We start from the raw sequence: 19,466 nt of genomic DNA on the forward strand, positions 1-19,466 counted from the left end.
GAGAAGAAAATGAAAAACGTTACCATTTATTCTGCATCTAAAGATGTTACTAAAATTGTTAATGAAATAAAGGAGGCTTTTAAAGATAAAAAACTGGAGTTATACGATAACCCATTAAAGGTCAAAGTCACATATAAAAGCCTATTTTCCAGCTTTAGTATCAACTTTAATTTCATGTCCAGAGATACTGAAAAATCAAAATTTGAGGACATGCTAAATGGAATGTTTGGCTTTTACCAAAGGGTCGCAACACAACATGAACAAATTAAATCTATGTTTTTAAAACAAATTCTGTTTTTCAATACATGTGTAGGAATAGTATGTGATAAGGATATAAATGACGATATCTTTCAGAGAATTTTGAGTACACTAGACAGCAATGATATGGTATTCCTGCCATCAGGCGATATGTTGAACCGGGATGGAAATATTATTTTTAACCTGAATGGTGAGTCGGATATAAAAGAATTAAGGGTAACTGCAAGTGCAGATATCTTGGATTCACATATCAAGGAAACCCAATCCGCACTTGATAGAAGATCCAGATCACAAGAGATACTAAAACAAAGAAACATACCGTTTATAACCCATCTTCCGGTAATCGTTGGCGATGAGGATGTACAAATACGTTCAAAGGAAGAAGTCGCAAAAAGAGCAATTGCATTAGCTATTATATCTACATATGCGGCGGATCTTGCAAATAAAACCCCTAAAGACAAATGCAAGGAACTTCTTGACTCGTTAACCGAAAGATTTTCTGCTAAGGGCTTTTTTACAGAAGAAGAGAAAGAATTTATCAATGGAGATCCGGATGAACTCACTATAATACAATTTGCATGGAAATATGAGTGCCTATGGGTACTTCTATGGGCTTTAGGCTTTATAAAAGAACTCAGTTATCCTGATAAAATATGTGATGTATCTGAGGCTGTAAGCTGTTTAAAAGACGAACACAGTTTTGAATCATTTTTAAACAAATCAAGTTTAATACCTGCAAGCCAGATCTTGGATCAGGCAGATTTAATATACCGATATGACTGGGCATGCGTAGATTCCAGGGTTAAAAACTCATCACCTCCCGGCGGATTGGACAGTGGAGTAGTTCTTGAACGTCACAGGGCTCTTAACTGGCTAATCTCATATATGAATTTCGAGTGGGACGATGTGAGAACTGATACATAGAAAGTCTCACCAAACAAAATTTACTATATTGACATAGCATGGGTGATATTGTAACATATAATAATGTACGATTAAACTTTATGCTAATGGAGAGATGGTTGAGCTGGTCGAAGGCACCTGACTCGAAATCAGGAGAACGGGTAACCGTTCCGTGGGTTCGAATCCCACTCTCTCCGCCAATAGATAAAAGCCAGGTATTTCAAGGTTCTTGAGATATCTGGCTTTTTCGTTATGTTACATTTTAGTACACCTGACTTTTTAATGTTTTTTGCCTAATAAGGTGTACTAAATTTATAGTGACACCTTAACCCTAATGAAAGAAATTGAGGTGTTTTTATTGGTGCTAATAGTCTACTTTTTTATTCTGAAAATATTTCTCCAAAGCCTTTTGTATTTCAATTTGCCATTCAAAAATTGTAACTTGACACTTAACCTACTTGCAGGATAAACATAAAGAACTGTATCATAAATAAAGTATGAAATTTGCAAATTTATATCAAAAGATGATAAACATATATAGAGTTATTTGGTAAGCAATGATACAATTAAGACAAACTTCACATAAAGGAGGAACACAAATGAATTTAGTTATAATCTTGTTAATCATATTAATTGTAATATCTGTTGTTAACTTACTAATGAAGAAGAAAAATACTGAGATTGATATCTTACCTTTTAACACTAATCTCCCTTATAAGGTCAAAGATAATATCCTTACAAGTACAGAGCTTTCCTTTTACCATACATTACAACTATATATAAGCGATAAAGCAGTAATATGCCCCAAAGTTGGACTTAAGGATATATTTTTCATAATCAAAGAAATAGATAATAGTTCCTACTTGAAATACTTCTCAAAGATATCTCAAAAACATGTCGACTTTCTAATATGTGAACCCGGATCTATGAAACCCATCTGTGGAATCGAATTAGATGACTCAAGCCATACAAGCAAAAAAAGCTACGAACGGGATAACTTTCTAAAAAAGCTTTATGGTGATGCAAAGCTTGAACTCATTAGATTTTCTTCCAAGTCTGGTTATTCACTTTCAGAAATTGAAGTCACACTTAACCACTTATTTAATAAAGAAAAAGCTTCTACTATTGTTAATACTGAAAAATCATTAAATCACATCTGTCCAAAATGTAATATACAAATGGTTCATAGAAAAGCCAGTAAAGGAAAGAACATAGGTAAAGAATTTTATGGTTGCCCTAACTACCCAAATTGTAAAGAAATCATTGAATTGTGATGAAATAATATATTCTGAAATAGCTTTGACATAGAATAAATCCCAATGGATATAAAAAGTTTATCATAAAGGATTCACTTTTCATATATTTTAGGCCAACTTTCTTTTCCCTTCAAATAATAAAAAAGTTTTTCGGTTTAAAGTAAAAAACAGTGAAAAATAATATAATTTATTATAAAATGTAGATAGAGTTTTACATTATTTTTATTGGGGGGTAAAATTATGAGAAAGAAAATGTTGATCCTATTAACCTTACTGACAATGTTGACTTCTTTTTTTACTGTGTTGCCGGTTTTTGCAGATGAAGGGTCAAATACTATTAATTATCCAGAGTTAAGATATGATATAAAGAAAGAGACTTACAAAATATATGGGTATATTTCACCTAATTGTGATTTCAATAAAGACAATGAGCAGGATTTACTGCAGGGTTATAATATCCAACTTGTAGGTACTGGAAGAACTGTAACTACAGGAAAAAACGGATATTTTGAAATAAGTGAGCTTGCAAATGGTACATACACTTTAAAGATTACTAAAAACAGTTGCCTTACAAAAATCCTCGCAAACGTAGTTATAAAAGATGGGGATGTTAGTATTTCAGGTAAATCTTCACCTATAGAAACATATATAGGTGATGTAAATATAGATAATGTGATTAATGTTTCTGATGTAATGATGATTGCAGGTGTATTTAATTGTAAATATGGTGACAGTAAATATAATACAATATATGATTTAAATGGTGATGGTGTCGTTAATATGATGGATGTAATAATTTTAGCCAAAAATTTCAGTAAATTTGGTGACCAGGATTTATCTGGTATAACACCTACACCAACTTTAGCATCAACACCTGTACCGACACCAGTAAATGATTATTCCGTTAAACTTACATATGGAACTATTACAAGGGATTATGTCTATACCCCTTCAGCCGGGTTTGAAAAAATCGACCAGTATGGCCCTGGTGAAGTAGGTTATTATATTATTGTATTTTCTGGTCCAATATATGATAGCATGAAAAGCGATGCAGAAAAGGCTGGAGCAAAACTTTATTCATATTTACCGCAAAATGGCTTTTTAGCAGCAATAACAACAGAAGATGTTGAAAAGGTAAAAAGTCTTCCTTGTGTTCTTGATGTGATAGTGTTCCAAAATGAATACAAAGTAATAGATAGAACATTATTAGGTGAGTATTCAGGCGAAGTAATTGTTGGCTTTTTTGACACATCTGAAGGTATTTACGATTTTGCACGGAAAATAGGTGGCGTAACGGTAAAAAGTGTATGGGGTTCAGGAACTTCTCAGGGTGCATTGCTTCAAATAGATAAAGGAAAAATATATGAGCTTTGTAAATTTCCTCAAATACATTATATTCAAAAGAACTATGTGTATACCTTGTTTACAGGCATATAAGTCAAATTTCAACAGTTGGTTTTTTAATAAGTAACCTTAAAAATAGAATAGATTAAGGTAAAAAGGGCTGCACATTAGCGGTTATTAAACCGCTAATGTGCAGCCCGCATTTGTTTTATAATTAAGTGGTATCAAACTTTAATCTGAAATAATAGTATTGAAATTTTTAGCTATGACTATAATATCATTCATATTTATTGCTCCATCACTATTTAAGTCATAAGATTCAATATATACGCCATCACCTTTTGAACTGTTAAAAACTGAGGCCATAATTATCACATCCGACATATTTACTACTTTATCAGCATTTACATCTGCTATTTTGCTGGTAGACATTGGTGTTGGTGTAGGTGATGGGATATAAAATGTTGTAAAAATATCTTTAGGCTTATTGTCTGTTGGGGCTGTTATTTTAATTCTATTACAATTTAATGATATAGTATCAGCAATAATATATCCTGTAAAATCTAATTCGTTGCCAATGAGTCGAACATCACCTTTAAGTGCATAAAAATTGGCATTTAATTTGTTAGTTAAATAATCACAAATTATGTTTCCATTTGAGGAATATACAGACGCATAACCACTTGAAGTATCAAAACCATATCGTATATCAATATCTCCAGTAGCAAATATATTTCCATTTCCAAGAAACTTAACACCATTTGAAATTATAACATTCCCATGAAAAAAATAAATTTCATCATTGTCAACTGTAAAAACCTGGCTTCCACCTATTTTGAAACTTGAATTTGCATCAAAATATAAATCAATATTTGGCTGTGTAATTTTATTTTTGTAGTCATTGGGGTATATATGAATAACTTTTTTGCCATATACAAAAGCGGCATCTATCATTTCATTGCTTATATCAGGAATTTTTATTACTGATCCATTATCAATAAAATTGCATGTATCTGTAGGTTTTGCTAGACTATATATTTCATGACCTTTAACTGAATCACATATACCATTCATATTAAAGCGATCTGCACCTATTTTTATGCCTGCATTAGAATGTATGTTACCAGAAATAGATACTTCCTGCCCTCTCAAATATAGGTCTGTGGTTTGAGAACCGCTGAAAAGAACATAATCTATTGGCATTGGAGCATCGATTTGCTGTTTGTCCAAGCTGGCGTATACACTATCTGTTAATGTTCGGGTTTGAGCTATTGTATAGCTGCTACATAAACTAATAATTAAAAATAAAACCAGTCCTATTGAAGTTTTTTTGTGCCATTGTCTTTCTGTCATGTAAAATCCCCCCCATTATATTCTGTATAAATAATATAATTATTTACAATATAATGCAACTACATCATATCAAAAAAACTCAATTGGTTACTTTTTGGAATACCTTTTAAGCAGCCAAACTTTTCAAGGGACTCTATAGTGGAGTTTCCAATTTTAGCACGTATCTTTAAATCATCTACTGAAATGAAAGATCCTCCTTCTTTGACAGCTGCATATATTCCTTCTGCCGCAACATTTCCCATACCTGATATACTGTTTAAAGGTGGTCTGATGCTGTCATCCTCTATGAGAAAATTAGTAGCATGAGATTTATACAAATCAATAGGCAGGAATTTAAAGCCTCTTTCATACATTTCCAAAACCAATTCCAAATCATCGTACATGTCCTTATCTTTATTGGCAGCCTGATTACCCTGCATTTCAATTTCCTTCATCTTCTGCTTAACAACTTCTTTTCCATTTATCATAAATTCTGCATCAAAAGCTTTTGCCCTAATGGAAAAATAAGCTGCATAATAAGCCAAAGGTATATGCACCTTAAACCAGGCTATTCTGAAGGCCATCATAATATAAGCTGCAGCGTGAGCCTTAGGGAACATGTATTTTATCTTTTTACAGGAATCTATATACCATTCAGGTACTTCATGCTCTCTCATCATCTCCTCATATTGAGGCCATTTGGGTTCCTTCAAGGCCTTTCCTTTACGAACCGTCTCCATTATCTTAAAGGCAGCACCTGGGGGCAGACCTTTTTTCATGAGGTAAACCATGATATCATCTCTCGTACATACCGCTTCACTTAAAGTAACCGTTCCGGCATCAATCAAGTCCTTTGCATTTCCAAGCCACACATCTGTACCATGGGAAAGACCTGATATACAAATAAGGTCTGCAAATTGTTTCGGCATTGTATCTAAGAGCATCCCTCTTACAAACTTGGTACCGAATTCAGGAACGCCAAAGGTTCCAACCTTTGAATTAATCTGCTCTGGAGAAACACCCAAAGCTTCGGTAGATGAAAATAAAGACATGGTCTTCTTATCGTCCATAGGTATGATTTTAGGATCCACACCTGTAATATCCTGAAGCATTCTGATCATTGTCGGGTCATCATGCCCTAGTATATCAAGCTTTAGTAGATTCTGGTCTATTGAGTGATAGTCAAAATGCGTTGTTATAATGTCCGAATCGGGATCATCCGCAGGGTGCTGTACCGGGCAAAACTCAAATATTTCCCTTCCCTTGGGCACAACTATAATTCCCCCAGGGTGCTGTCCTGTAGTTCTTTTTATGCCCGTACAGCCCTTTGCAATTCTCTCGATTTCAGCTTTATTTATATGGATATTTCGTTCCTCATAATACTTCTTTACATAGCCAAAGGCTGTTTTATCCGCAATGGTACCTACAGTCCCAGCCTTAAATGTCGTACCCTTTCCAAATATAACTTCTGTATATTTATGTGCTTTTGCCTGATATTCCCCGGAAAAGTTCAAGTCTATATCAGGCTCCTTATCTCCATCGAAGCCCAAGAACGTTTCAAAGGGGATGTCTATCCCATCCTTGGCAAGATTTTCGCCGCAAACTGGGCAAGGCTTGTCCGGCAAGTCAAAACCGTTATTATAACCGTAATCTGTGAAATCGGAATATTTGCAGCTTGGGCATCTGTAATGGGGCGGCAAGGCATTTACTTCGGTAATCCCTGTCATATATGCTACTACTGAGGACCCGACAGATCCCCTCGAACCTACCAGATAGCCGTCCTCATTTGATTTCCACACCAGCTTTTGAGCGATTATATACATTACCGAGAAGCCATTCTTTATGATAGAATCCAGCTCCCTATCAAGCCTTACCTGAACAATTTCAGGCAACGGATCTCCATATAGTTCATGAGCTTTACCAAAAGTAATATCCTTTATAGTCTGCTCGCAGCCTTCAATATGCGGAGGACATTTCTCAGGGGAAATGGGGCTTATCTGTTCACACATATCGGCTATTTTATTGGTGTTTGTAACAACCACCTCATAGGCCTTTTCCTCCCCTAAATAAGAAAACTCCTCAAGCATCTCATCCGTGGTTTTTAAATATAATGGAGCCTGTTTATCTGCATCATCATAGCCCTGACCAGCCTCAAGTATACGCCTGTATATTTCATCTTCAGGATCTAAAAAGTGAACATCACCGGTAGCAACCACAGGCTTGTTTAACTTTTCACCTAGAGCAACAATTTTTCTGTTGATTTCCTTTAGGTAGTCCTTGTCCGGAACCTCCTCTTTTCTTACCAAATAATCATTATTCCCTATAGGCTGGATTTCCAGATAATCGTAATCCTTTGCAATGGATTCAATTTCTTCATCTGATTTTCCAAGTAGTATTGCCTGGTAAAGCTCACCTTCACTACAGGCACTTCCTAAAATTAATCCTTCTGAATATTTTTTATATAAGCTCTTTAATATACGTGGTTTTTTATAAAAATAATCCAAGTGAGAATAGGATACCAACTTATACAAATTCTTTAATCCCACATAATCCTTTGCTAGTATTATTGCATGGTAAGTTTTAACTTTTTTATACTCTGACTTCTTAGCTTCTTCGTCAGAACTACATGCATCTATATCCAGAAGAGTTTTGACTCCTTTTTCCTTTAGTCTTTCAAGCATAATATTAAATACCTTGACGGTAGTATTTACGTCATCTAAAGCCCTGTGTGCAACCTCGACCTTAATTCCGAGGTTTTTAGCAATTCTTCCTAATTTATAGGTTTTATAATCAGGGAAGAGCTCCTTAGCTAAGGATAAGGTATCTACATAAGTAAAATCGAAATCATAACCTAAAACCTTGGCATTATGCTTTAAGAAACCAATATCAAAATCAGCATTATGAGCTACCAAAATGCTTCCTTCAATAAACTCCAGTATTTTAGGGAAAACCTTATCAATAGTTTCTGCATCCTGTACCATGTAATCAGTTATGCCTGTAACCTCTATGACTCTTGCCGGAATGGGTTTTTCAGGATTTACAAAGCAGCTGAATTCATCAATTACCTTTCCATCCTTAAGCTTCATAATACCTATTTCAGTAATTTTTTCTGTTATCGGTGAAAAACCTGTAGTTTCCAAGTCCAGTACACAATATGTATCATCAATGCTTTGTCCTTTAGGGTTTGTAACAGATGACTTTTTATCCGGTGCCAAATAAGCTTCTACCCCATATATAACCTTCATATCGGGATTATTCCTTCCCAAGAGTTTATGTGCCTCAGGAAAGGACTGCACCACTCCATGATCCGTGATAGCAATAGATTTCATTCCCCAACTCATAGCTCTTTTGATTAAACTACTCGCACTTGCCATAGCATCCATTTGACTCATCTGTGTATGCATATGCAGCTCTACTCTCTTAACATCTGAATTATCCTGTCTCTTAGCCTTCTTTATACCATCTGTTTCTATTATGGTATTTGCTATAAACTCAATTTCTCCGGAAAATGTGCTATGACTTGCACTTCCGGCAAGTTTAACTCCCTTGGCTTTTTTGAGTCTGGATAAGACCTCACCATCTTCACCCGGCTTTATAAAAGCCTTACAAGTCATGGAAGTTGAGCCGTCATATAAAGCAAAGGAAATTAAGGTTTTTCCGCTTCTTAATTCCTTAGATTCAATATTGGATATTTCACCAGCTATAGCAACCCTTCCCTCATCGGGTATAATTTCAGTAATTTTAATTACAGGTTCCTTTATTTTTTCGTTCCTACCTAATATCAAAGGTGTATTTTCTTTCTTTTCATCATTTTCCTTATTTTTTTCCTGATTTGTTTGTGGAGGTTCTTTAGACGATTGTGGAGAATTATTACTTAATGCAGCCTTAGTTTGTTCCTCTAAAAGCTGCATTTCCTTTTCTCGTGTATCCTCTTTAACCTTTTTTAATTCTTCGCTGTTTACTTTATCAATAAAATTTATTTTATATTCTGTTCCATACAGGTTTTTTATGGCTTTACTGATTTTTTTATCACAACCCATAGATCTTAAAAGATCTGATACCATAATCTTAAAATTAAAATTTATTATATTATTAGCCACTTCAAATTCAGTATCTTTTATAACTGCTTTTAAAACGGGGTGTTTATCTGATATAGAAAATACAATATTTCTAAGTTCCATCTCTACCGGCTTTTTATATGTTCCCTCAGCATATTGTATACTAATTTCAGAATCATTTAATGAAAACCTTTTCCTTAGAAAGGAATTAAAGCCTACAATTTCTTTTATATCAATATATTTATCACAACTGATTCTCATCTCTAGGATTTTACTTTTTTTCTTTAGGACTGCTGCTTCTACAATTGCTGTACCTATATTGCCCTCTGTATTATAATCACTAAAAATTTCGTTTATTCTTTTTAAGTTGCTTTCCAACGTTCTTCCCCCAAAATTTTAGTATTATAAATATTATATAAGACAGGCTTCTGTTTGTCATGCATATTAATGAAATCACGACGTGATTTTATTTCATTACTTTCGTTTTCAATTGTGGCCAATACCTCTTGTGTTGCTTCATCAACAAGATCTCTACCCCATCTAGTTAAAAAGTATAGAAAAGTTATAATTCCGTTAAAAATTATTAAACAAGTATAAACAAAGCAATTATAACTATACCGGGAATTAAACTGAAAAAAAGACCTTTAATATATCTGCTGATAGGTAAGAAATAGTTTATTACAGCGAGTAAAACTATTCCCAAGCCTTCAAAAATATTAACCAATGCTCTGTCAGAGTCCTTTGTAAAAACAGACTGTGCACTAAATAATGCTACTATTGCGATAGTTACCAGTATGTTTACTTTATGTACTCTGTCTCTATTGTATGCATCGTGATTCAACACGATAAGCACCTCCCGATATTAAATGATTTTCTTGTATATGTTTTGATTGGGTAATAAGGAAAAACCCAACATCCATAAATTCAATATCCTGCCACACCGTAGAAACACAATTATTGTTTAGTTTTACCATTATTAATACGATATAAATTTATGATTATTTAGCTTGTAAGTATTTCTCAAATAAGGAGGCACGACCTATGTCATTTATTAGAAATATGAAAATTGGTACAAAAATAACTCTGGCTGTTACATCTATTATGCTATTTGCTTTTATTATTATTGGTATTGTATCCTATTCCAGTTCCTCTAAAAGCATATATGAAGCTTTGGAATCTAATCTTAAGAGCAGGGCTTTAGACGGTGCGGAAATTGTTGCTTCTGAAGTTAAAGCTATGGTAAGGGATGTTGATGGGGTTATATATGATCCTGAAATACAATCTATGAACTGGGCAGAACAAAAAAGTATACTTATGGATACTGCAAAAAGAAAAGGCTTCCTCAGAATGGGAGTAACCGATCTAACCGGTAAGAGTAATTTCACAGATGGAAGTACTCCTGATCTATCTAACGCCGATTATATAAAGAAAGCCTTTCAGGGCTCAACTATCATTACTGATCCTATAATAAGCCAAATTGATAACAAGATGGTGATTATAATTTCTGTACCTATAAAGGATATGAACGGCGAAATTGTTGGTGTACTTGTTGCAACACATGAAAACTCAGTATTTAGTAAAATAATAAGTAGGATAAAAGTAGGAAATGCAGGCTACTCGTTTGCTATTAACAAGAAGGGGACTACAATAGCACATCCTAAGAATGAGCTAGTTGTTAAACAAGATAATATCTTCGAGAATGCAAAGAATGATAAGAACCTAGAACCTCTTGCCGAAATTGAAAGAAAAATGGTAAACGGTGAAAAAGGGTTTGGCGAATACTCTTACGGCGGTGTTCATAAACTTTTAGCTTATGCACCCATACCAAATTCAGAATGTTCAATTGGTTTGACAGTTCCAGAAGATGAGTTTTATGCTGGTCTATATGATCTAAGAACAAAAGTTATAGTTATTACCATCATTTTCATACTGCTTGGTATCGCTGCAAGTATGCTTATTTCATGGCTTATTGTCACTAAACCTATTAGAAAGCTTATTAATATATCCGATAGATTATCAGTGGGGGATACCGAAATAAGCATAGATTCTGTTAGTAATGACGAAATCGGGACCCTTATGGCTTCTTTCTCCAATATAATTAACAACACAAGAGAACAATCTAACAATGCACGTAGAATTGCTGAGGGAAATCTTGATATAGTAATTAACGAGAGATCTGAGAAAGATATTCTTGCGGCTAGTATGAAACAGGTTGTTCATACTTTAAAGGACCTCATAAATGAAACAAGTATACTTTCTAAAGCAGCCTCTCAAGGAGAATTATCTGTCAGAGGCGATATTAGCAAGCTTCAGGGAGGATACGCTGAAATTGTTAATGGCATAAATAATACATTAGATGCTGTTATTGAACCAATAAATGAAGCATCCACAATTCTTGGTAATATGGTTGTAAATGATTATTCTGTAGAAATGACTGGTAAGTATCAGGGAATGCTTAAAGAGTTTTCCGACAAAATAAATTTGGTAAAAAGCCGCCTTTTAAGCGTACAGGATATTGCTGTTCGCGTATCTAAAGGAGACATTAGCAGGCTGGATGAATTCACAAAAATCGGTAAGCGTTCTGATAATGATAAACTTATACCTTCATTCACAGAAATGATGAAGACTATACAAGATCTTATGAATGAAGTTGAAAGGATTACAAATGCCGCTTCAGAAGGTAATCTTGAAATTCGCGGTGATATATCAAAATTTGAAGGCGGCTATAAAACTATAATTGGAGGGGTTAACAATACCCTTAATGCTATTTCAGATCCACTTAATTCAGCTCTTACGGTACTAGCCAAGATGGCTCAGAACGACTACACTAATGACATTTCAGGGAACTACAAAGGTTCCTTTAAAGAGCTTGTAAGTGCAATAAATTATGTGCAGTTAACTTTAAACCATGTTCTGAATGAAATAAATGATGCAGCAAAACAAGTAGCATCAGGTTCAAGACAAGTATCTGATTCTGCACAAACATTGTCACAAGGCTCTACAGAGCAAGCCAGCTCTATTGAGGAGCTTACTGCTTCTTTAGAAGAAATCTCAGCCCAGACAAAGGAAAATGCTGCAAGTGCTAATCAAGCAAATGAACTGGCGTTGGATGTAAAAGGAAATGCTATTCAAGGAAATACTCAAATGAAAGAAATGGTTCAAGCTATGGACGACATCAATGAGGCATCAAGCAATATCTCAAAGATTATTAAAGTTATTGATGAAATTGCATTTCAAACAAACATACTTGCACTTAATGCTGCTGTAGAAGCTGCAAGAGCAGGGCAGCACGGAAAAGGGTTTGCCGTGGTAGCAGAAGAGGTAAGAAATTTGGCCGGAAGATCTGCAAACGCAGCAAAGGAAACAACTGTCCTTATTGAAGGAACTATTAAAAAAGTTGAGAATGGTACCAAAATCGCAAATGACACAGCTGATGCATTGAATGATATAGTGGAAGGTGTATCCAAGGCCGCTGAGTTGGTTGGTCAAATTGCTAAAGCTTCAAATGAACAGGCAACGGGCATAACTCAGATTAATATGGGCATAACACAAGTATCTCAGGTTACCCAGGTCAATTCTGCTACCTCGGAGGAAAGTGCAGCAGCTAGCGAGGAATTATCCAGCCAAGCTGATTTGCTTAAAGAGATGGTAGGAAAATTCAAACTGAATAAGATGAGCAGCCGTAATAGCCACATAGATTATCCGAGCACTGAAACACTTGAAATTAAGGATAATATTTCAGAAAAAAATTAAAGATTAAATAAAAAGCCAAACTAATCGCCAAACTAATCTATATTAAGAAATGTAAAATGATTATTGCAAGCCATTTAACAGTATTCATAATCATGGTAATATGCGTCATCGCCTTTGTTAGTAGTTGCTATTTAGTTTAATGATTATTCTTACGATAAATATATATGAATATTTAACCAATAATAATTTCACAAATAATAGGAGGTTCATTCTATGATATTTATTAAAAATATGAAAATTGGTGCAAAAATCACCATGGCGGTAACATTTATTATTCTCATTGCTTCTATTACTATTGGACTTTTATCCTATTCCAGTTCTTCTAAAAGCTTGCACGAAGCTTTGGAAAGCAATCTTAAGAGTAGAGCTTTAGATGGTGCAGAAATTGTTGCATCTGAAGTTAAGTCTTTGTTAAAAGATGTTGAAAGCATTACATATAATACTGAAATTCAATCTATGAACTGGGCAATCCAAAAAAACATACTTATTGAAGCAGTAAAAAGATTGGGATGTATTAGGATGGGTATAACCGACCTAACCGGAAAAGGCACATTCACAGACGGAAGTACTCCCGATCTATCTAGCATGAATTATATAAAACAGGCTTTGCAGGGTATAACAAACATTACAGATCCGTCACTCAGTAAAATTGATAATAAAATGGTTATTGTGATAGCTTCACCTATAAAAGATATGGATGGCAAGATACTTGGGATACTTGTAGCAACCCATGAAAACTCAGTATTTAGTCAAATAATTGACAGAATTAAAATTGGAAATGCGGGCTACTCATTTGCTATTAACAAGCAGGGAATTAAAGTAGCACATGTCAAAAATGAGCTTGTTATAAACCGGGATAATGACTTTGATAATGTAAAAAATGATCCGGGTTTACAACCACTCGTTGAACTTGAAAGAAAAATGGTAACTGGTGAAAAGGGATTTGGTGAATACTTTTACGGAGGCATTAACAAACTCATGGCCTTTGCACCTATACCAAACTCAGAATGGTCAATCGGTTTGACAGTTCCAAGAGATGAGTTTTATTCTGGTCTATACGATCTAAGAACAAAAGTAATAGTTATTACCATCTTTTTTATACTGCTTGGTATTGCTGGAAGTATATTTATTTCAAGGCTCCTTGTTACCAAACCCATTCGAGAACTTGTAAACATATCCAACAGGTTAGCTGTAGGTGATACCGATATAAACATAAAATCTGATAGTAATGACGAAATCGGAACTCTTATGGCCTCTTTCTCCAATATAGTAAATAACACAAGGGAGCAGTCTGATAATGCACATAAAATTGCTGAGGGAAATCTAGATATAGTAATAAACCAGAGATCGGATAAAGATATACTTGCAGCAAGTATGAAGCGAGTTGTACATACTTTAAAAGATCTCATTCACGAAACAAGTATACTTTCTTCGGCAGCAACTAAAGGTGAATTGTCTGTTAGGGGCGATGCCAGCAAACTCCAAGGAGGATATGCCGAGATTGTTAAAGGTATAAATAATACACTGGATGCTGTTATTGATCCGATAAATGAAGCATCCATAGTTCTTGGTAGTATGGCTGTAAATGATTATACCATTGAAATGACTGGCAAGTATCAAGGAATGCTTAAAGAGTTTTCCGACAAAATAAATCTGGTAAAAAGCCGTCTATTAAGCGTACAGGATATTGCTATTCGCGTATCTAAAGGAGACATAAGTAGGCTGGATGAATTCACAAAAATCGGTAAGCGTTCTGATAATGATAAACTTATACCTTCATTCACAGAAATGATGAAGACTATACAAGATCTTATGAATGAAGTTGAAAGGATTACAAATGCCGCTTCAGAAGGCAATCTTGAAATTCGCGGTGATATATCAAAATTTGAAGGCGGCTATAAAACAATAATTTCAGGAATTAACAATACCATGAATGCTATAGCAATTCCCCTTAATGCTGCACTTAAGGTTCTTGGAAAGATGGCTCAGAATGACTACACTAATAATATTCCGGGGGACTACAAAGGTTCCTTTAATGAGCTTGTAAGTGCAATAAATTATGTTCAGTCTACATTAAACAATGTTCTCAATGAAATAAATGACGCAGCAAAACAAGTAGCTTCTGGCTCAAAACAAGTATCCGATTCTGCACAGGCATTGTCCCAAGGCTCTACTGAACAGGCCAGTGCTATTGAAGAGTTATCCGCCTCAATGGAAGAAATTTCAACCCAGACAAAACAAAATGCAGTAAGTGCAAATCAAGCAAATGATCTGGCATTGGCAGTTAAAGAAAATGCAATTCTGGGAAATGCTCAAATGCGAGAAATGGTTCAATCTATGAATGGTATAAATGAGGCATCAAGCAATATTTCAAAGATTATTAAAGTTATTGATGAAATTGCATTTCAAACAAACATACTTGCACTTAATGCTGCTGTAGAAGCCGCAAGAGCAGGTCAGCACGGAAAAGGGTTTGCCGTGGTAGCAGAAGAGGTAAGAAATTTGGCTGGAAGGTCTGCAAATGCAGCAAAGGAAACAACAGTTCTTATTGAAGGTACTATTAAAAAAGTTGAGGATGGCTCAAAAATTGCAAATGATACAGCAAGTGCATTGAATAATATAGTAGATGGTGTGACCAAAGCCACTGAACTGATTGGTCAAATAGCTACAGCTTCAAATGAACAGGCAACGGGCATCACACAGATAAATCAGGGTATAACACAAGTATCTCAGGTTACCCAGGTCAATTCTGCTACCTCGGAGGAAAGTGCAGCAGCAAGCGAGGAATTATCCAGCCAAGCTGATTTGCTTAAAGAGATGGTAGGAAAATTCAAACTGGATAAGATGAGTAGCCGTAATAATGACATTGATTATTTATACTCTGATACATTTGAAATTCAGAATCATATATCACCCCCTAAAAAAACATCAAAGGGCGATATAAAGAATCAATCTAAAGACAAATCACGGGATTCCGGTACCAGATCAAAAATTGTATTAAGCGATAATGAATTCGGCAAATATTAAAATAAAAATTTTATATTAAGCCGCTAAATTACCGTTAAAAATAGTACTTTTTATGCATTATTGCTTAAAGAGTACTATTTTTTATAAATTAAAACAATTTATTTGACATCCGAACATGTGTTTGGTATAATAAAAATGTAATATTTACGAAAGTAGGTTGGTTTTATGAACAAAGTAGTGCTTTTAGGCAGATTAACAAATGACCCGGAGATGAGATTCACTCCATCAAACAAATCCGTTTGTAACTTCAAACTTGCAGTAAACAGAAGGTTTGCAAGACAAGGTGAAGAGCAGCAAGCTGATTTTTTCCCCATTGTATGCTGGGAAAAGACAGCAGAGTTTTGCAATAATTATTTCAAGAAAGGCCAACAAGTTGCCTTAATTGGAAGGTTGCAGACGAGGAGCTGGGATGATGCTGACGGAAAAAGGCATTACATCACTGAAGTAGTAGCAGATGAAGTATTTTTTGCAGACAGCAAAAAAGATTCAAATACACTTGCAGCCACAGTTTATGATAATCCTTCAGGGCAGCTGAGTAATGATAATAACTTCTATTCAGTGTCAGAGGATTTTGATTTACCATTTTAGAGACTTTTTAAATTTGCAATAATCGTTTAACTTTCGATATAGCAGTATGCACTGACCCGACAAACTTTGCACTATTAAAATCATTATTAATCTTACATTTGCAAAGACAAATTCATTAGATTATTTGATTTTAATAAATATGCTTAGCAATAATTATTGATTTAATTTTGCCAGGCATTTTTCTTTAATTTAATAAATTGCATCTGTTACAACTGCCAATATATCAGTGCAATTTATACACAGTCAACATCCAGGTAATGATAAACTATGATTTTATACAGTTTATCATATAAGAAGTATCTAAAAGCTTAAAATTATTAATTTGTCCTCCACACTTTGAGGTGTTGACTGTACTATTTTTTTACATACCTATTCATTCAGGAAATACTCTTGTCCATTTTCCAATACACTTTAAATATATATTGCATATTTCTTTTATTTTCAGAATAGAATTGTACCAGTGGACAACATCCGTTTTGGATGCAGGAGGTGCCTCCTTTGGAATTAAGCTACGAAATAATTTTAGCTTATATGGTAGGTATTATATTTTTGTTCTTCATAGGAAGACTGTTTTTGGTTCCGTTAAAGATACTTTTGAAGCTGGTATACAATTGTATATTAGGGGCAATATTGCTCATCGTTGTCAATTATATAGGACGGACTTTTGGTTTTTCCATACCTTTAAATATTTTTTCTGCAGCTCTCGTAGGATTTCTTGGTATACCCGGAATGCTTCTCCTAGTGGCTTTGAAGGTACTTTATTTTTAATTCTTTTGATAAATTTGTTAATTTTGGTTTATAAGATTATACATGTTTAACATTACCATATATTGACATAGCATCAAATGTATATTAACATAGTCTATGAATTAAGGAATGACTAAATGATTTATAACTACTCACTCAAATGATAAAAATGTTAAAGGCAGACCTATTCATAGTCAAATCAAAATTAATCGCAGCTTAGGCATGAACGAAAAATTAATTTCGCTTTTTTACGCATATGTTAACGAGTTAAGTCAACACATGAGCGAAATTTATAGCGGAAGTTATTTTTTGATCATGACTTAAATTTAAAAAGTTTTTCTTTAACATAAAAATGTAAAAAAGGATGATCAATATGAATAACTTAAGCATTACAATTTTAAGAGAAGCAGTTTTTTTCCTGGAAATATGCCAGGAACAAGTTTTTAATGGAAAAATCCCAGCTAGCATCTATTTTTCCCTCTCTGATTTAAAGCTTAAATTTATTAAAAACATCCTGGAGGACACAAATAAATCTGCTCTTGTTGATAATGAGCTTGATTTAAGACTTGAACATGTTTTTTATAATGATACGTATATCCATAATTACATTGTAAAAAACAAATTGAATATGGCCTGAATATTTTTATTAAATTTAACAAACCCTTATAATATATTAGTAATGATCAAAATGTAACTTCCACTATAATTTTTGTTCATGTATTAGCTTGACTCTTTAACTCACATGGAAATCGGAAGTATTATTTTAATCATTCCTTATTTAAGGGGAATTGTATATGAAGGCTAAATTATCATCAAAGCAAAGTTTATGGTTGATGCTAATCATCTGTATATCTTTTATATTAAAACTATTTCTGATATTTATATATAAAAATCGTTTAACTTTATCAAGCGATGATTTAAATTACATAAAAAGTGCCGTAGCTTTATTGAAATCAGGAATTTTTACATTTCACAACTATAATGAGCCGACTGTATTTGTTATGCCTATTTATCCATTTTTTCTAGCTGTGTTATTCAAGGTATTCGGCTATGGGCTTATAGGGTTGCAGGCCGTAAGAGTTGTTCAGGCGATCATTAGCTGTGCTTCAATACTTATAGTTTTTCTTACTGCAAAAAAGCTTTTTAATGAAAAAGCAGCTTTTATAGCAGCAATTTTTTACGCTTTTTATATCCCCAACATTGTTACCTCAGGTTATTTTCTAACAGAAACACTATTCACGTTTCTTCTAATAACCATGATCTACCTCTCAGTTGTCTTTGTTGAAGCACCCGGCAAACTAAAATTCGCAGGTCTGGGTCTATTATTTACAATGGCTGCCTTGTGCAGGCCAACAGCAGCACTCTTTCCTGCTCTTCTTCTAATTTATTGCCTCTTGAGAAACTTAAAGTTTAAGGACCTTATAGGTCCATTTGCAGCTTTTTCATTAGTTTTTGTTCTTATAATGACTCCTTGGTGGGTAAGGAATTATAAGGAGTACGGAGAATTTATACCATTGTCCGCTGCGAGCGGAAACCCAATGCTTCAAGGGACATATGTCGATTACAAGCAAACCCCGGAAAACACCGTTTATTATAAACTTGGGAACAATGCATTTGAAACAAATAAGATAGAAGTTAGCGTGGCAAAAACACGAATGAAAACTGAGTTTAAAAAAGATTTCTGGGGGTATTTAAACTGGTATACTATAAAGAAAACAATTTATCTTTGGTATAGTGCCTTTTATTGGAAACACTTTTTTGGTATTGGCAGTACTATAGTTCTCGGCATGCACTACATCCTTCTTTTAGGTATACCAGTTCTGATTTATTGTCTGTTTAAAAATTTTCGTTATCATTTTTTACCAGCAGCATTAATTATTTATTTTAACATAGCACATTGCTATTATATGACATTTGACAGGTATGCATTTCCCCTAATTACTATATTATCATTTTATTCAGCTTATCTTTTTTCAGGATTATTTTCTAAAACGCCCAAAACCAAAATACATACCATTTAATTATTAGGACTCTGTGTTTTATTCATTCCTCGTAATATATTGAATCATTTTTTTCGCTGATTGGAAATTTTAAAAATAACCATTCTACATCCATATCCCCATGCATATACTTTAGATGATAGTCCTAAAAAACACCCTGTAAATTAAACAATCAACGATAATCTTTTCCAAGGAGGCTG

Annotated in this window: 12 protein-coding genes and 1 tRNA gene; 10 read left to right on the forward strand and 3 right to left on the reverse strand. The window is 34.1% G+C overall.

Translation table 11 applies throughout. The features are described 5' to 3' along the window. Window positions 1-9: 9 nt before the first annotated feature. From Bccel_RS24010 to Bccel_RS24025, 4 genes are all read left to right on the forward strand, one after another. Complete coding sequence (locus Bccel_RS24010) at window positions 10-1,182, forward strand: DUF4272 domain-containing protein (protein ID WP_036935058.1); 1,173 nt, start codon at window positions 10-12, stop codon at window positions 1,180-1,182. 88 nt (window positions 1,183-1,270) lie between these two features. Then, window positions 1,271-1,361: transfer RNA gene (locus Bccel_RS24015), tRNA-Ser, on the forward strand. 399 nt (window positions 1,362-1,760) lie between these two features. Beyond that, on the forward strand, window positions 1,761-2,435 hold the full coding sequence (locus tag Bccel_RS24020; protein ID WP_050753791.1) for a DUF2726 domain-containing protein: 675 nt from the start codon (window positions 1,761-1,763) through the stop codon (window positions 2,433-2,435). Between the two features lie 222 nt (window positions 2,436-2,657). Continuing rightward, window positions 2,658-3,854: a carboxypeptidase regulatory-like domain-containing protein gene (locus Bccel_RS24025; RefSeq protein ID WP_036935054.1), complete on the forward strand. Its 1,197-nt coding sequence runs from the start codon at window positions 2,658-2,660 to the stop codon at window positions 3,852-3,854. A 138-nt stretch (window positions 3,855-3,992) separates the two neighbouring features. Here Bccel_RS24025 and Bccel_RS24030 read toward each other — a convergent pair whose 3' ends face one another. The 3 genes from Bccel_RS24030 to Bccel_RS24040 form a co-directional block, all read right to left on the reverse strand. Further along, the gene (locus tag Bccel_RS24030; RefSeq protein WP_036935052.1) at window positions 3,993-5,114 is read right to left on the reverse strand and encodes a dockerin type I domain-containing protein; all 1,122 of its coding nucleotides are present in this window, start codon (window positions 5,112-5,114) and stop codon (window positions 3,993-3,995) included. 59 nt (window positions 5,115-5,173) lie between these two features. Beyond that, window positions 5,174-9,529: a DNA polymerase III subunit alpha gene (gene polC, locus Bccel_RS24035; RefSeq protein ID WP_036935050.1), complete on the reverse strand. Its 4,356-nt coding sequence runs from the start codon at window positions 9,527-9,529 to the stop codon at window positions 5,174-5,176. A gap of 205 nt (window positions 9,530-9,734) precedes the next feature. Next, window positions 9,735-9,995, reverse strand: a complete 261-nt coding sequence (locus Bccel_RS24040) for a hypothetical protein (RefSeq protein ID WP_036935048.1) — start codon at window positions 9,993-9,995, stop codon at window positions 9,735-9,737. Between the two features lie 197 nt (window positions 9,996-10,192). Between Bccel_RS24040 and Bccel_RS24045 the strand changes: the two genes are divergently transcribed. The 6 genes from Bccel_RS24045 (at window position 10,193) to Bccel_RS24070 (ending at window position 19,287) form a co-directional block, all read left to right on the forward strand. After that, window positions 10,193-12,904 (forward strand): methyl-accepting chemotaxis protein, encoded by a 2,712-nt coding sequence (locus Bccel_RS24045; protein ID WP_050753792.1) that lies wholly within the window; start codon window positions 10,193-10,195, stop codon window positions 12,902-12,904. A gap of 213 nt (window positions 12,905-13,117) precedes the next feature. Beyond that, a complete protein-coding gene (locus tag Bccel_RS24050; protein ID WP_050753793.1) occupies window positions 13,118-15,931 on the forward strand; it encodes a methyl-accepting chemotaxis protein in 2,814 nt (937 codons plus the stop codon). Between the two features lie 165 nt (window positions 15,932-16,096). After that, on the forward strand, window positions 16,097-16,519 hold the full coding sequence (locus tag Bccel_RS24055; RefSeq protein ID WP_036935046.1) for a single-stranded DNA-binding protein: 423 nt from the start codon (window positions 16,097-16,099) through the stop codon (window positions 16,517-16,519). A gap of 498 nt (window positions 16,520-17,017) precedes the next feature. Then, window positions 17,018-17,287 (forward strand): pro-sigmaK processing inhibitor BofA family protein, encoded by a 270-nt coding sequence (locus tag Bccel_RS24060; RefSeq protein ID WP_050753794.1) that lies wholly within the window; start codon window positions 17,018-17,020, stop codon window positions 17,285-17,287. A 352-nt stretch (window positions 17,288-17,639) separates the two neighbouring features. Then, complete coding sequence (locus tag Bccel_RS24065) at window positions 17,640-17,903, forward strand: hypothetical protein (RefSeq protein WP_036935040.1); 264 nt, start codon at window positions 17,640-17,642, stop codon at window positions 17,901-17,903. 157 nt (window positions 17,904-18,060) lie between these two features. Further along, window positions 18,061-19,287: an ArnT family glycosyltransferase gene (locus Bccel_RS24070; protein WP_050753795.1), complete on the forward strand. Its 1,227-nt coding sequence runs from the start codon at window positions 18,061-18,063 to the stop codon at window positions 19,285-19,287. Window positions 19,288-19,466 lie beyond the last annotated feature (179 nt).

The organism is Pseudobacteroides cellulosolvens ATCC 35603 = DSM 2933, assembly GCF_001262605.1.
GTDB lineage: Bacteria > Bacillota > Clostridia > Acetivibrionales > DSM-2933 > Pseudobacteroides > Pseudobacteroides cellulosolvens.